The 12532-nt window shown below is 60.3% G+C and carries 12 protein-coding genes; 2 read left to right on the forward strand and 10 right to left on the reverse strand.

The window, feature by feature from the left end:
• Positions 1-6 precede the first annotated feature (6 nt).
• The 10 genes from gor to GH665_RS35050 all read right to left on the reverse strand — a co-directional run bounded on the left by gor (position 7) and on the right by GH665_RS35050 (position 10023).
• Positions 7-1347 carry a glutathione-disulfide reductase gene (gor, locus tag GH665_RS35005; RefSeq protein WP_153141628.1) on the reverse strand — a complete coding sequence of 447 codons (1341 nt, stop codon included), beginning with the start codon at positions 1345-1347 and terminating at the stop codon, positions 7-9.
• Between the two features lie 24 nt (positions 1348-1371).
• Entirely contained in the window at positions 1372-2334 is a 963-nt protein-coding gene (locus GH665_RS35010) for a PDR/VanB family oxidoreductase (protein ID WP_153141629.1), read from the reverse strand.
• A gap of 90 nt (positions 2335-2424) precedes the next feature.
• Complete coding sequence (locus tag GH665_RS35015) at positions 2425-3459, reverse strand: aromatic ring-hydroxylating dioxygenase subunit alpha (protein WP_153141630.1); 1035 nt, start codon at positions 3457-3459, stop codon at positions 2425-2427.
• 56 nt (positions 3460-3515) lie between these two features.
• The gene (locus GH665_RS35020) at positions 3516-4343 is read right to left on the reverse strand and encodes a DODA-type extradiol aromatic ring-opening family dioxygenase (RefSeq protein ID WP_153141631.1); all 828 of its coding nucleotides are present in this window, start codon (positions 4341-4343) and stop codon (positions 3516-3518) included.
• On the reverse strand, positions 4340-4648 hold the full coding sequence (locus GH665_RS35025) for an aromatic ring-opening dioxygenase subunit LigA (protein WP_153141632.1): 309 nt from the start codon (positions 4646-4648) through the stop codon (positions 4340-4342). The genes GH665_RS35020 and GH665_RS35025 overlap by 4 nt, the downstream gene beginning before the upstream one ends.
• Positions 4645-5361 (reverse strand): glutathione S-transferase family protein, encoded by a 717-nt coding sequence (locus GH665_RS35030; protein ID WP_153141633.1) that lies wholly within the window; start codon positions 5359-5361, stop codon positions 4645-4647. Before GH665_RS35030 ends, GH665_RS35025 begins: the two co-directional genes overlap by 4 nt.
• Before the next feature lie 244 nt (positions 5362-5605).
• The gene (locus GH665_RS35035) at positions 5606-6709 is read right to left on the reverse strand and encodes a porin (RefSeq protein WP_153142461.1); all 1104 of its coding nucleotides are present in this window, start codon (positions 6707-6709) and stop codon (positions 5606-5608) included.
• Between the two features lie 50 nt (positions 6710-6759).
• Positions 6760-8097, reverse strand: coding sequence for an MFS transporter (locus GH665_RS35040; RefSeq protein ID WP_153141634.1), 1338 nt, complete (start codon positions 8095-8097; stop codon positions 6760-6762).
• A 94-nt stretch (positions 8098-8191) separates the two neighbouring features.
• Positions 8192-9007, reverse strand: a complete 816-nt coding sequence (locus tag GH665_RS35045; RefSeq protein WP_167531043.1) for a helix-turn-helix transcriptional regulator — start codon at positions 9005-9007, stop codon at positions 8192-8194.
• Positions 9008-9237: 230 nt separating this feature from the next.
• Positions 9238-10023, reverse strand: a complete 786-nt coding sequence (locus GH665_RS35050) for an IclR family transcriptional regulator (RefSeq protein WP_153141636.1) — start codon at positions 10021-10023, stop codon at positions 9238-9240.
• A gap of 463 nt (positions 10024-10486) precedes the next feature.
• Between GH665_RS35050 and GH665_RS35055 the strand changes: the two genes are divergently transcribed.
• The gene (locus tag GH665_RS35055; protein WP_153141637.1) at positions 10487-11308 is read left to right on the forward strand and encodes a helix-turn-helix transcriptional regulator; all 822 of its coding nucleotides are present in this window, start codon (positions 10487-10489) and stop codon (positions 11306-11308) included.
• 415 nt (positions 11309-11723) lie between these two features.
• Positions 11724-12497, forward strand: coding sequence for a DeoR/GlpR family DNA-binding transcription regulator (locus GH665_RS35060; protein ID WP_153141638.1), 774 nt, complete (start codon positions 11724-11726; stop codon positions 12495-12497).
• Positions 12498-12532 lie beyond the last annotated feature (35 nt).

The following is a 12532-nucleotide window of genomic DNA, read 5'->3' on the forward strand; positions in this document are numbered from 1 at the left end:
CACGAACTAACGCATCGTGACAAACTCTTCGGCAACAGTTGGGTGAATCCCGATCGTCTCGTCGAACTGCGCTTTGGTCACTCCGGCCTTAACCGCAATCGCGATACCCTGGACGATCTCCGCCGCATCGCGTCCGACCATGTGCGCCCCCACCACTTTCTGGCTACTGCGATCGACAACGAGCTTCATCAGCGTGCGTTCGTCACGGCCCGATAACGTGTGGCGCAGTGCCTTGAACGAGGTCTTGAAGATGTCGACCGCGTGGTAGCGTTCACGCGCCGCCTCTTCGGTGAGGCCGACCGTCGCGACTTCCGGTGTGCTGAAAACGGCCGACGGAACATACTCGTGATCCACCGCGCGCCGCACGTTACCGAACAGCGTCGCGGCGAGCAGCGTTGCGTCGCGCGTGGCAACCGGCGTCAATTGCGGACGCGCGGTCACGTCACCGATCGCGTGAATCGACGGCACGCTCGTTGCCGAATATTCGTCGACCTCGACGGCGCCGTTGCTGTCAAGCGCAACGCCCACCTCCTCGAGCCCCAGGTGCGCGCTGTTCGGCACCCGACCCGTTGCATACAGTACCGCGTCGTAGCGCCCGTGCACGCCGCCCTCGAACAGCAGTTCGATCGTTCCGTCCGGATGCTTCTCCAAGCCGAGTACACCGGTCTCGGTTCGAATCGAGATGCCCTGGCGGGTCATCGCGCCCGCCAGCGCCTCGCGGACGTCTTCGTCGAACCCCCGCAGAATCTGCCGGCCTCGATACCACAGGTCGACCTGCGTACCCAGGCCGTTGAATATGCCCGCGAACTCGACTGCAATATAGCCGGCGCCCACCACCGCGACTCGCCTGGGCTGGGATGCCAGATCAAGCGCCTCATTCGACGTGATGGCATGTTCAATGCCCGGGACGGCCGGCAGCACGGGCCTCGCACCGGTAGCAATCACAATGTGACGCGCGCTGACGCGGTGCCCCGCCACTTCCACGGTGTGGATATCGGCAACCGTTGCACGGCCGTCATACCGTTGCACGCCCGATTGCTCGAGCAGCGATATATACACGCCATTGAGACGGGCAATCTCCCGATTCTTCGCCGCGATCAGTGCGGGCCATGAGAAAGTACCCGGTGGGTACGACCAGCCGTAGCCCGCGGCGTCTTCCACCTCATGTGGGAAGTGCGACGCATAGACAAGCAGTTTCTTCGGAACACAGCCGCGAATCACGCAGGTTCCACCCACAAGACTGTCCTCCGCGATCGCCACCCGCGCGCCATACGAAGCCGCTACGCGACTCAGCCGTACTCCGCCGGAGCCCGCCCCGATCACAAACAGGTCGTAGTCGAATTCCATTCCGATGTCCTTTGAACCGTGGCTTTAAACGTCAAGTACGAGCATGGGGCTTTTCGCCCTCGATACACATATCATCATGGTGCGGCCTGCTGCGCGTTCGCCGCCGGACAGCACGTAATCGCGATGATCCGGCACACCGTCTATCACGCCTGTTTCGCAGGTGCGGCACATCCCTTCGCGGCACGAACAGGGTAACGCATACCCGTGCTCTTCGAGCACGTCGAGGATTGTTCTGTCCTCGGGTACGTGCAGGACTTGCCCGCTGCGCTGAAGCCTGATGTCGAACCCGGTGGCCACCCCGCCCGCCCCACTTTCCACGGGAGGCGAAAACCATTCGAAAAAGGCCGCGTTGTCCGGATGGCTCAACGCGAAATCCTCCACCGCTTTCATGACAGGCGCCGGGCCGCAACAGTAGATCGGCACGCCGGACTCCACGATGAACGAAGTGTGTGCGAAGTCGAACAGGAACCCTGCTTCATCGTCGAAATGAAAGCGTACACGGTCGGGGCCAAACGCGCTGAGCTCCCCATGGAAGGCCGCGTGTGCGCGACTGCGCGCCAGATACAGCAGGCGCCACGGCCAGCCGCGGCGTTCGCAGTGGCGGATCATCGAAAGAATCGGCGTAATGCCAATGCCGCCGGCAATGAACTGAAACGTGTCGTGCCCGGGTTGCAGCGGAAAGTTGTTACGCGGCTCGCTGATCTCAAGCGCGTTGCCTTCGTTCAACGCCACATGCACGCATAGTGACCCGCCACGGCTATTGGCAGCCTTCGAGACGGCTATCTCGTAGCGATCCGTTTCGTCGCAGTCGCCGCAGTCGCCGATAAGCGAATATTGGCGCGTCATTCCGTTGGGCAAAAATAGATCGATATGCGCGCCTGGAGAAAATGCCGGCAAGTTTTCGCCGTCCGGCCGGCGCAGCACAAGGCTCACGACGTCTTTCGCCTCGTCCGTGCGCCGCTCAATCACAACCTGTATCTTTTTCATCGGATCATCATCCTGGGGTACCGCGAAGGCGAGGCGGCGTGCACGTCGCTTCGCCGTCCGCCATGGTTCAAACCGCCGAATACGCGCGGCTCAGACCTTGAGACTTTCTTCCTTGACGCGCTTCTCGATGAGCCATCGCAGGTGCGACAGCGGCGCATCCGCGGCGATTGCCTTCAACTTGAATTGCGGGTCCGCGTCGAGTACCTTCTGCTGCGTCTCGATGATGAGCTTGTCCTCGTAGAAGCCTTCCAGAATGCTCGCATGCAACGAATGCGAAATCAGGTCGATGTCTTTTTTCTGGTTGTGCATGTACACCCAGAAAAAGTGGGTGGTCTTGTCGGTCTCGGGCGTCATCGCCTGGAAATTCCGGAACTCGATCACACCGTCACGGTTGCCTTCTTTGAGTCCATTGCCGGCCGGCGAGAAGCCTGACTCGAGATAGAAGAAAGCAGGCACCTTCATTTCCACCGTATTCCAGCGGTCCACCTTGCCCATCTTCTTTTCGACTTTCTTGACGAACGGCGGCAAGTCGCTGTTCATGTGCCACTTGGTCAGCTTGAAACCGTCGTCGCGCTTTTCCAGCGGGCTCTGCTCGTGTTCGACGGCATAACGTTCGGAGCCGCCGAGCGTGTTCGTATGAACGTACGAAACATGGTTGAAGTCGGCGAGATTGTCCGCGATCAGCAGATAGTTCGCGTCATAGTGCAGATAATCCGGCATACCGTGCCACTCGGGTTTCTTTAGGTACTCGAAGTCCGGAATCGCGGCTTCGTCGGCCAATGCGGGATCGCCCATCCAGATCCAGACAAGGTGCCCGGTGTCGACAACGCGATAGCTCTTTACCTTGAGACTCGGAGGAATCGATTCCTGCCCCGGAATCTGGACACAGGCGCCCGTATTGTCGAACAGCAGCCCGTGGTACATGCAGCGCACGCAGTTCCCTTCCAGCCGGCCAAGCGACAGCGGCGCGCCCCGGTGACAGCAGCGATCCTCGATCGCCACCACGTTATCGTCGCGCCCCCGGTAAAGCAGCACTTTCTCGTTGAGCAAGGTCTTTCCCACCAGCGCGTCGTCGATCAGCTCATGGCTCCAGGCCGCTACGTACCAGCAATTCTTCAAAAACATTGTGTCATCTCCAGTTTGTTGAAATTCGACCGCGCAAAAACGGTCTTTCCAGATCGCTATGCGTGATCGAGATTCATCACGCCTATCGTGCATCCACAGGAAAACGCGGGAATGGGTTCGTAACACCAGATATCGCCGCGCGAGCCGTGCGCCGCACCCGCCGCCGCAATGAAGGTGCGTATTTCGTAGCCGCCCTGACCACCTTCCCGGTAGATTTCCTCATCGGAGTATTCGAGCAATGCGGCGCGATCGTTGCGCATCCATCGCTCGAGAAAATCCCTATCCCAAGCCTCGTTGATCGTTCCGGAATCGGGTGTGCACGGCCAGTGAGAGATACCGCCGGTTCCGATCACCGCGATACGTTCAGACATACCTTCCGCGGCGTGACGAATCGCCTCGCCAAGGGCGTAAGCGCGATGCAACGGCGCCATCGGCGGGCACTGGCAATTGATGTTGACGGGAATGACCGGCAAGCCATAATCGGGTGTCAGGTGGTGCAACGGCACCATCACGCCGTGATCGAACTTCCACTCCTCGCAATAGCTGACGTCGACCTCCTGCATCACACCGTCGATCAGCTTGCGCGAAATCGCCGTGCTTCCCGGCACGTTCCGGCGAGCAATGCGCAACCACTCCGGGTCTTCAATCGGACCTTCATAGTGCTGCGCCATGCCTATCGCAAACGACGGCATGTTGTTCATGAAGAAGTTGGCAAAGTGCTCTGCGGCGATGATCACCAGCGCGTCGGGCCGCGCGTCTTCCAGCGCGCGTTTCATGCGCGCATATCCGGCTTGCAGGCGTGCATACTGGTCCGGGTCCGCACGCTCGCTGCGCGCCGTGATGCCCGGCCCATGGCTGCAGACCCCGACAAAAACAAGACTCATCGCCGTACTCCTTTCTTTGCGTATAGTCCTTCGCGGACCGGGCCGTGTACCTCGAGACCGTGTTTCATTGCGTCGATATACGCATTCCACTCGTAGCCACAGGCCGCAGCAAAGTGCATCAGCAGTTGACCGTTTACTCCCAGTATGTACAGCAAACCGATATCCGGCTCGCTCAACGCCGCCGCCTCTTCCACTGTCAGTTCGTAACCCTCGGCAAATACAGGTGGGTTTGCGCGGTAGCGTGTCATCGCGTTGACGTCGCGGTTGACCTCGTAGATCGCTTTCTGCAGCGCGTAGAGGCTCATTCTTCGGTCACCGGATCAGACGCGAATTGCGGCGGCAGTTCGTAGGCGCGCACTGCCCGTTCGCGCGTAACCGCCACACGGACCGCATCACGTGCCCAAACGCGCGCGGCAAGCGCGGCGTACCGGGGCCGCTCCGGCAGCTCCGCCTGGATTCGCTCGTCGAAGCTCCACAGATAGAACACGAACAGGTAAGCGTCGACCACCGAGAAGTCCTCGCCGAGCCCATAGGGCGCATCGCCCAATCGCCTCTCGATCTCGACGAGCATCTTCGCCAGCTTCTTTCCTGCGTGCTCCCGCACCGCGGCAATCGCATCCGGGCTCTCGCCCGCATAAGCCTGGGGTCTGAAGATCGATCGATACGTGACGTGCAGGCTGCTGGAAATCCAGTTCATCCACTCGTGCGCCTTTGCTCGAACACGGGTGCCGGGACGAGGTATGAGCCCGCTCTCCGGGGCGAGGTCAGCGATATACGCCAGAATGGCCTGCGACTCGGTAATTACAGCGTCTCCCGCAACGAGCGCCGGCACGATGCCGCCCGGGTTGATCTTCAGATAGTCCGGGCCGACGTTCTCGCCAGCGCGGATATCGACGGATACCGCTTCATAAGGCAGTCGCGATTCTTCAAGCGCAATGTGTGAAGCCAGCGAACAGGCCTTGGGACTGTAGTAGAGCGTCAGCTTCGGCGGAAACACGGTTGAGGCAGCTTGTTGCATAAACTCGATCCTCTGATATGACGGCTTGTCGACTGATTGCATGGAACGACCTGAACTCAGAGCCGTTCGACGTTGCAAGGATGATGCTGAGTAGAATTAAGCATACCGTTCCAAGACATGCACTCATGTCATCAAGCGGTGGTGACAAACCATTCATCCGACGTGACGAACAGCATGCTTTTTCAAGGGGATAACGTGACACGGCCAGCGCGCCGGCAAACTTCTTCCGATAGCGTGGTATCGGCTAGAATTTGTGCCGCAGCCCGAGCATCACGACGTTCTGCGTGCCACTCGTAGAAGGCGCATTCAGATAGAAGCCGGCGGTCGCAAGGTTCCCTGAACCACGCTGGAAATTGTTGGTCAGGCTGATATCGGTGCGCTTCGACAGGTAGTAGTCGAGGCTCAGCACAGCCGTATTCCAGTGCGAGCGGGCATCAAGGCCGCCGTATCGGCCATGCGAATAAATGTAGCCGCCCAGAACAGAAAGGCTCGGCGTAAATTGGTAGGAAAATGAGGTGTCGTAGTTCGTCAACGTGAAACTGGATTGATCGAGATACGTAAAATGCACCTGATCGATCAGCGCGGCCCACCGTAAACCGTTGCCGAAATCGTAGTAACCGCCAATTCCATAGTTGCGCTGCCGTTGCACGCCCACAGACGGATTCAGCGGGCTGTTTCGAAACAGCAGGAACGGCGCGCCGCCATAATCGTTGCTCACTGCGCCGTTGGGATTAGCCATGCCCGGCTGATCGATCTGGACATAGCCAACGGCGATCCTGAAACGATCGGTCTGGTAGCCTGCACCCACGCTATACGCGCGATTGATGCCGAACGCCCCCGCCGCGTTGCTGAACGCGTACAACACCTCCGCATTGAGGCCGCGGTACGTGGGCGTGACGTACTTGATCGAATTGCTGTATCGCCATGTTCCAATGAGATTGTCGGCGTCGCCGGGATGGTCCACCTGCCCGATATTGCCGACCAGTGTTGCCATCGAGGTGAAATAATCCCAGAACGCGTCGTACTGCCGCCCCGCAGTGAGCGTCCCCCATTGCGGATTGGTCAGCCCGACCCATGCCTGCCGGCCAAACAGCCTGCCGCCCTGGCCCAGCTTCCCGCTGACGTTGTCGAACCCGTTTTCCAGCGTGGCGATAACCGCGCTTTTGCCGCCGAGGTCCTCTCTGACCCTGAAGCCGAACCGGCTGGGCTGGGGTACGCCGCCTACCATCTGGTAGTTGGACGATCCGCCGGCGTTGTTCACGGCCTCCATCGAAACGGAAATGATGCCGTACAAAGTGACGCTGCTTTGCGCACGGGCGACGCCCATCGAAGCAAATGTCAGTAGCATTCCTATATATATTTTTTTCACGTGCGTCTCCAATGATTTTTTGAATGGTTTCAGGCCAGCGCCTTCCGGAGCCGCGTTGCGTGCGGCAGCGCAATCAGCACCGACAACCCGCTGACGATCATCAGCGCCGCCATCACATACAGACCGTCTCCCAGCCGCCCCGTGCGGGTCGCGATCAGCCCGATCAGCCATGGGCTCGCGAAGCCGCCCAGCGAACCAAGACTGCTCACCAGGGCAATGCCTGCGGCAGCAGCCTTCCCGGACAGAAACATCGGTGGCATCGACCAGAAGATCGGAATCGCCGCATAGATGAACACGACCGCAATGCTGAGCGTGGCCAGCGTCCCGGCCACACCCAGGCTGGCGCCGAAGGCCGCAACGACCATCAACGCGGCCGAGCCGGCGAGCGAGCACACGGTGAAGTGCAAACGCCGCTCCGCCCGGCGATCCGAGTGCATCGATATCAGCACGATACCGAGCGCGCCGATACCGTACGGAATGGCGCTGTACATCCCGATCATCAGCACGTCCTTGACGCCGGCCTCCCTGAGCATCACGGGAAGCCAGAGACTGATCGCGTAGGAACCGCAGGCGAGCGCAAAATAGATGAAGGCGCACCAGTAGAGACGCACGCTGCGAAAGGCGTCGAACACCGAAGCGGCGGAAACCGCGCGCTTTTCCTGCTGCTCGGCTGACAACGCCTGCCGCAGCGCCGAGTTTTCGTCGTCAGTGAGCCAACTCACCTGCTCCGGGCGGTCGACGAGGAGAAAGAAGGCCACCACGCCCAACAGTGCGGCCGGTATGCCTTCGAGCAGGAACATCCATTGCCAGCCGCGCAGGCCGTGCGCACCCGCCATGCCGTGCATGATCCAGCCGGAAAGTGGGCCACCCAGCATGCCGGCCAGCGCCGCACCGGCGAAGAACCATGAGACGACCGTAGCGCGGCGCCTCGGCGGAAACCAGTACGTGAGGTACAGGACGATCCCCGGGAAGAAACCGGCCTCGAATGCCCCGAGCAGAAATCGCAGTACGTTGAGTTGCCACGCGGTCTGAACGAACATCGTGCAAGCCGACACGATGCCCCAGCACGCCATGATCCGGCAGAACGTCCGCCTTGCGCCGATTTTTGCCAGCAACAGATTGCTGGGTACTTCGAACAGCACATAGCCGATGAAGAAGATCCCCGCGCCGAGACCGTACGCTGCCTCGCTGATGCGCAGGTCGCGCGTCATCTCGAGATGGGCAAAGCCGATGTTGATCCGGTCGAGGAATGAAACAAGGTAGCAAATGAACAGAAATGGCACGATCCGCAGCGTGATCTTGCGGTACAGCCGATCCTCACGGTCTTGCCGGCTTTCGCTTCCTTCATCCGATAGAGCGATGTTCACGTCGGTGTCTCCAATAGGTGTTTTTCGTTTTTTGTGTCGTACTTGTCGAACGCCGCTTCATTCGTTCAAGCCGGCGTTCAGCATGCGTCGATCATCAGGCGCAGGCCGTTTCGCCGGCCCGAATCAAGCGGTCGTGCAGTTCCCGGACGGACCCCACGCCGAGCTTGGCGTACGCCCTGCGGCTGTAGGTAATGACCGTGTTGATGCTGATGCCGAGCTTCTGGCCGGTGTCCGCCAGCGTGCGGCCGCTCAGCAGACTCGAACAGACGTCCAGTTCGCGCGACGACAGCGCCACGCCGGCGTTATGGTCGAGCGATTCCCGCCAGCGCGAGATCGGGATATCGCGGGGGATCGTGAATCTGGCGTGCGCCTGCGCGAACGCGAGGAAGAGCGGCGCGACCTGCGTAAGCGCTTCGAGCTCCGCGTCGGAAAATCGCCCGGTGCTCTGGTCGCGATAGCAGTGGAGCAACGTTGCCGTACCGCCCGCATGCTGATTCGACATCGTGAGCCGGTCCTCGATGCCAACGTGCTCGTAGCACGCCGAACGATAACGCGCGTTGGTCACCTCTTCGCGCGTCCGGTACCGGAGATGAACCGATTCGCAGCCAGTCTCGCGAATCGCAATCGACGCGTCGTTGCCTGCGTCGTACAGATGCATTTCGCTCATGTAATGCATTGCCGCGCGGGCCGCGTTCGAACGCGATACGCGGCTCTCGGTGGCGAGCATGCGTAGATCGTTGTCGCGCAGTCGAACGAATAAAGCGCAATGATCGACCGTCGCAAACCGGTTCAACGCATCGAGTATCGTGCGCGTGCAGGCAGGCGTGCCGAGCGAGCGCGTCAACGATTCGATCACCTCGATCGACAGGCGCGCGTCGACAGCACGCGCCCGGGTGGTCCAGCTACGCATGGGGACTGTCTCCGTCCGGCCCAACACGCTGGGCCTTTTGTGATTTGGAGCAGCGTAGCGCGATCGGCGCTTGCGCGGCATCCCATCGAGGTAGGAGGCAGGCTCTCGCCACCTCCCTCATCGACAGGAGGCATGCGTCGCATCCGGACTCCCGGCGAAGCCGTGCGATGCGCGCAGGAGGTCGATCAGCCGGTTCGAACAAACCGGCGGTGCTAACGCCGGAGACGCCGTCAGGCGGTCAAGGGAAAGGCCGGCACGGTATGGCTCAGTGCCTGTTGCGCAGCGGACAGGTACGCTGCGCGCTGCGCCGCATCGCTGTCGCGATTGAAGATGATCGATACGGCGAAGCAGCGCCGCTGGACCTGATCGACGACCGGCACGGCGATCGCGGAGTAGCCGTCGAGGAGGATGCCGGGGGAAACGCGAAACCCGTCCACGACGGCCATGCCGTTCTCTCGCACCAACGCGATCTGCTCTTTCAGATAGCGCGCGGTGATGTGACGCGTATCGTCATGCCGCGGATTCCCGGCAAGCTCGCGCCGCACCTGCGCCGCGGTCCAGGCCTGCGGCAGATAAGCGATGAAAACCCGGCCGGCTGCCGTACGGGTCAACGCGGAAAGCGCCCGCCCCACCCGGAAATCGACGGGGAAATCGCGCAGCCCTTCGTTCTGCGCGACGATCGTGGCATCGTTGCCGTTCCACATCGTCAGGACGGCCGGCAAATGCGTCGTCTGATCGAGTTCGGCCATCACGCGCCGCGCCGTCTGCATCGCATCGACGCGACGCAGCGCTTCCATCCCCAGGCGGATGGCCGATGGTCCAAGCTCATAGGGCCCCGCCTCGCCGACCTGCGTCACGAGGCCGGTCTTCATCAGGCTGATCAGGTAAGCGCGTGCCTTGCTCGTCGTCATCCCGGCGCTCGCCGCGAGACGGCTCATCGGCGTCGGCTCGCCGGCTTCGAGCAAGGCGTCCAGCAGCAGAAAACCCAGCTCGATCGACTGTATGCCTTTATTCATGGGGGGTTTCTATCCAGTTACCTCGTTACCTCGTTCAAGGGAATCTGCGCATCCGCCAGCTTCGACGGCTCGCGGCTCAAGACCCAAGCCGCAAGGAAATGCCCGGCGTCATGACCTGCTCCGGCGATCACGCCCTTCTGCACGCCCTCGCCCCTTGGTTGACCGCTCAAAATCATCGATCTATACTCAACAATACAAAGCATACTCAATAATGATGAGCATTGAGTCAGGTTTTTCCAGACTTTGCCAGACTTTTTCTGGCGGCGGATTTCATGAATATCTCCGCTGACGCAGCGCAAGGGCGCCCCGCCCACCGCGCGTGCGTTACCGCGGCGCTCAGCGGGATCGCGCCCTAACGGCCCGCGAAGCAATCACCGGCCGCCCGTGCGAGAGCAGGAAAGACCAGGTCGTAAAAGGACACGGGAGCTATGCCGACGCCCGGCAGCGCTCCGGGGAGGTTGTCATGGATGTGCGAACCATTGATATTCACCGGGAGCCGGCTTCCTCGTGCGTTTCCGTCGCCATCGATCTGATCGGGCGCATGGGCGAACCGGGCTACGCCAGGCAGTTGACGGATTCGCTGTCGCAAGTGGTCAGGTTTGCCCACCTGTGCATCCTGTCTTTTTCAAGGCTGACGCCTCCCGACCTGCTGGGCACCGGCAGTACGCTTTCGCCGGCCTGTGCGGAAGACACGGCCTATATCTATCTGGGCGGCCACTACAACGCCGACCCCACTGGGCAGTTGCGCGCCGCGAACGTCGACTCGGGCAGGCAACTCTATATCCAGAGACAACGGGCCGAAGATATTGCGAACGCGGATTACCGGATGTCATGCTACGAAAAACCGGGCATCGTCGATCGCCTGTCCCTGCTCCAGCACTTCGGTCCCGACAACTGGATCGCGGTCAATCTCTATCGCGATTCGAGCCAGGGGCATTTCGACAGCTCCGAATACGCGCGGCTCATCACGGTGGCACCGATCGTGACCGCCAGTGCGGACAAGCATCGGCAGCTCGTCACAAGCAACCCGCACATCCCCGCTAACAGCTTGCTGGAGTATGCCGCTGTCGCGCCGACCATCGAACAGCGTCTTGCCGCAATCGGCCCAATGCTGAGCGCGCGCGAATTCGAGGTCTGCAGCCGGATTCTGCTTGGTCTGAGTGCAAAGGAAATAGCCCGGCAACTCGGCATCGCGCCGAACACCGTGGCGGAGCATCGCAAGAATGCCTATGCGAAGCTGGCCGTTCGCAACCACAAGCAACTGTTCGCGCGATTTTCATTGTGAGGGGCCCGGCGCGCTGCGGTCGATGCCGGCAGAACGATAACAGTTGGCCAAAGTCAGAAACTCAGTAACGATTCTGGTCCTCAACGCGATCCTGCTGAACGGCTTTGTCAAGTTGGCCGTTGCAAACTACTCTTTTTCGATCAATCATAGTTATCCTTATTAGACAAATTTCCAGGAAGCTACGGCGATAGTCAAATAATGCCATGAGACGAAGCGTTGCTGGACGGTGAGCGAGTCGACGAAATTCACACTCGTACAAGCCTGGCTAACGCATCAATTGCCGACGGTATAATAGGACCCTGCTGCATTCTCAGCCGGCAAGTTGCGATTCAGGTTCCTGACGGCCCAGACAAAGTTCTCCGCGTCATTAACCTGCACCTGTTCGTTCGTCTTTATCCTCGAATCCCTCCTGCCTATGCTCTCAACTCAACGACAGTCCGAAATCATGCGCCTCGTGCGTGTGCACAAGACGTGCTCGATCGCAGAACTCGCGAAGATCCTTGCTGTTTCCGATGAAACGATTCGACGCAACGTGAAGCGCTTGCTTGCGGATGGACTGGTACTCAAGGTGCATGGCGGAATAATGCTTCCGGGGCATCTGGAAGATCCTCCGTTTCAGCAACGCATGCTCGAGAATGCCGAAGCCAAGCAGATTATTGCCGCACGTGTCGGACAGCTCATCCAGGACGGTGAAACGCTAATCCTCGACGGAGGGAGCACCTGTGTGCACGTGGCACACGCGTTATGTCAGCGCAGCCGCCTGACGGTGGTCACCAATTCAGCGGAGATCGCCCGCATCCTGGCCCCGCGCAATGAGAATCGCGTGTTCATGACCGGTGGTGAATTGCGCACCGACGACTCCTCTGCATTCGGCGAATCTGCACTTTCGTTTATTCGCCAATTTCGAGTTCGCTACGGAATCGTCTCGGTTTCATCGGTCACCGCGCAGGGCCTGTTCATGGATTCGCAACTGTGCGATGCAGAGCTTTCGCGGACCGTTCTGGAACAGGCGGAACAACGGGTCGTACTGGCGGATCACGCCAAATTCGGTCGAAGCGCGCTGGTTAACGCGTTCGGGCCAGATTCGGTCGATTTGCTAATCACGGACCGTGCACCTGCACCAGCGCTTATGCGGATATTCGCTCAAACTAATCTCGAGGTCAGTTGGGGAGACTCGGACGAGCTGTGACGCGGGTCACATCTTCATCGACATGGCAGCGCGCG

Source organism: Paraburkholderia agricolaris (genome assembly GCF_009455635.1).
Classification (GTDB): domain Bacteria; phylum Pseudomonadota; class Gammaproteobacteria; order Burkholderiales; family Burkholderiaceae; genus Paraburkholderia; species Paraburkholderia agricolaris.

What these genes read in the sequence shown, in the direction of transcription:
- gor (WP_153141628.1), bottom strand. Translation starts at nt 1,347, where the DNA reads ATGGAATTCGACTACGACCTGTTTGTGATCGGGGCGGGCTCCGGCGGA.
- GH665_RS35010 (WP_153141629.1), bottom strand. Translation starts at nt 2,334, where the DNA reads ATGAAAAAGATACAGGTTGTGATTGAGCGGCGCACGGACGAGGCGAAA.
- GH665_RS35015 (WP_153141630.1), bottom strand. Translation starts at nt 3,459, where the DNA reads ATGTTTTTGAAGAATTGCTGGTACGTAGCGGCCTGGAGCCATGAGCTG.
- GH665_RS35020 (WP_153141631.1), bottom strand. Translation starts at nt 4,343, where the DNA reads ATGAGTCTTGTTTTTGTCGGGGTCTGCAGCCATGGGCCGGGCATCACG.
- GH665_RS35025 (WP_153141632.1), bottom strand. Translation starts at nt 4,648, where the DNA reads ATGAGCCTCTACGCGCTGCAGAAAGCGATCTACGAGGTCAACCGCGAC.
- GH665_RS35030 (WP_153141633.1), bottom strand. Translation starts at nt 5,361, where the DNA reads ATGCAACAAGCTGCCTCAACCGTGTTTCCGCCGAAGCTGACGCTCTAC.
- GH665_RS35035 (WP_153142461.1), bottom strand. Translation starts at nt 6,709, where the DNA reads ATGCTACTGACATTTGCTTCGATGGGCGTCGCCCGTGCGCAAAGCAGC.
- GH665_RS35045 (WP_167531043.1), bottom strand. Translation starts at nt 9,007, where the DNA reads ATGCGTAGCTGGACCACCCGGGCGCGTGCTGTCGACGCGCGCCTGTCG.
- GH665_RS35050 (WP_153141636.1), bottom strand. Translation starts at nt 10,023, where the DNA reads ATGAATAAAGGCATACAGTCGATCGAGCTGGGTTTTCTGCTGCTGGAC.
- GH665_RS35055 (WP_153141637.1), top strand. Translation starts at nt 10,487, where the DNA reads ATGGATGTGCGAACCATTGATATTCACCGGGAGCCGGCTTCCTCGTGC.
- GH665_RS35060 (WP_153141638.1), top strand. Translation starts at nt 11,724, where the DNA reads ATGCTCTCAACTCAACGACAGTCCGAAATCATGCGCCTCGTGCGTGTG.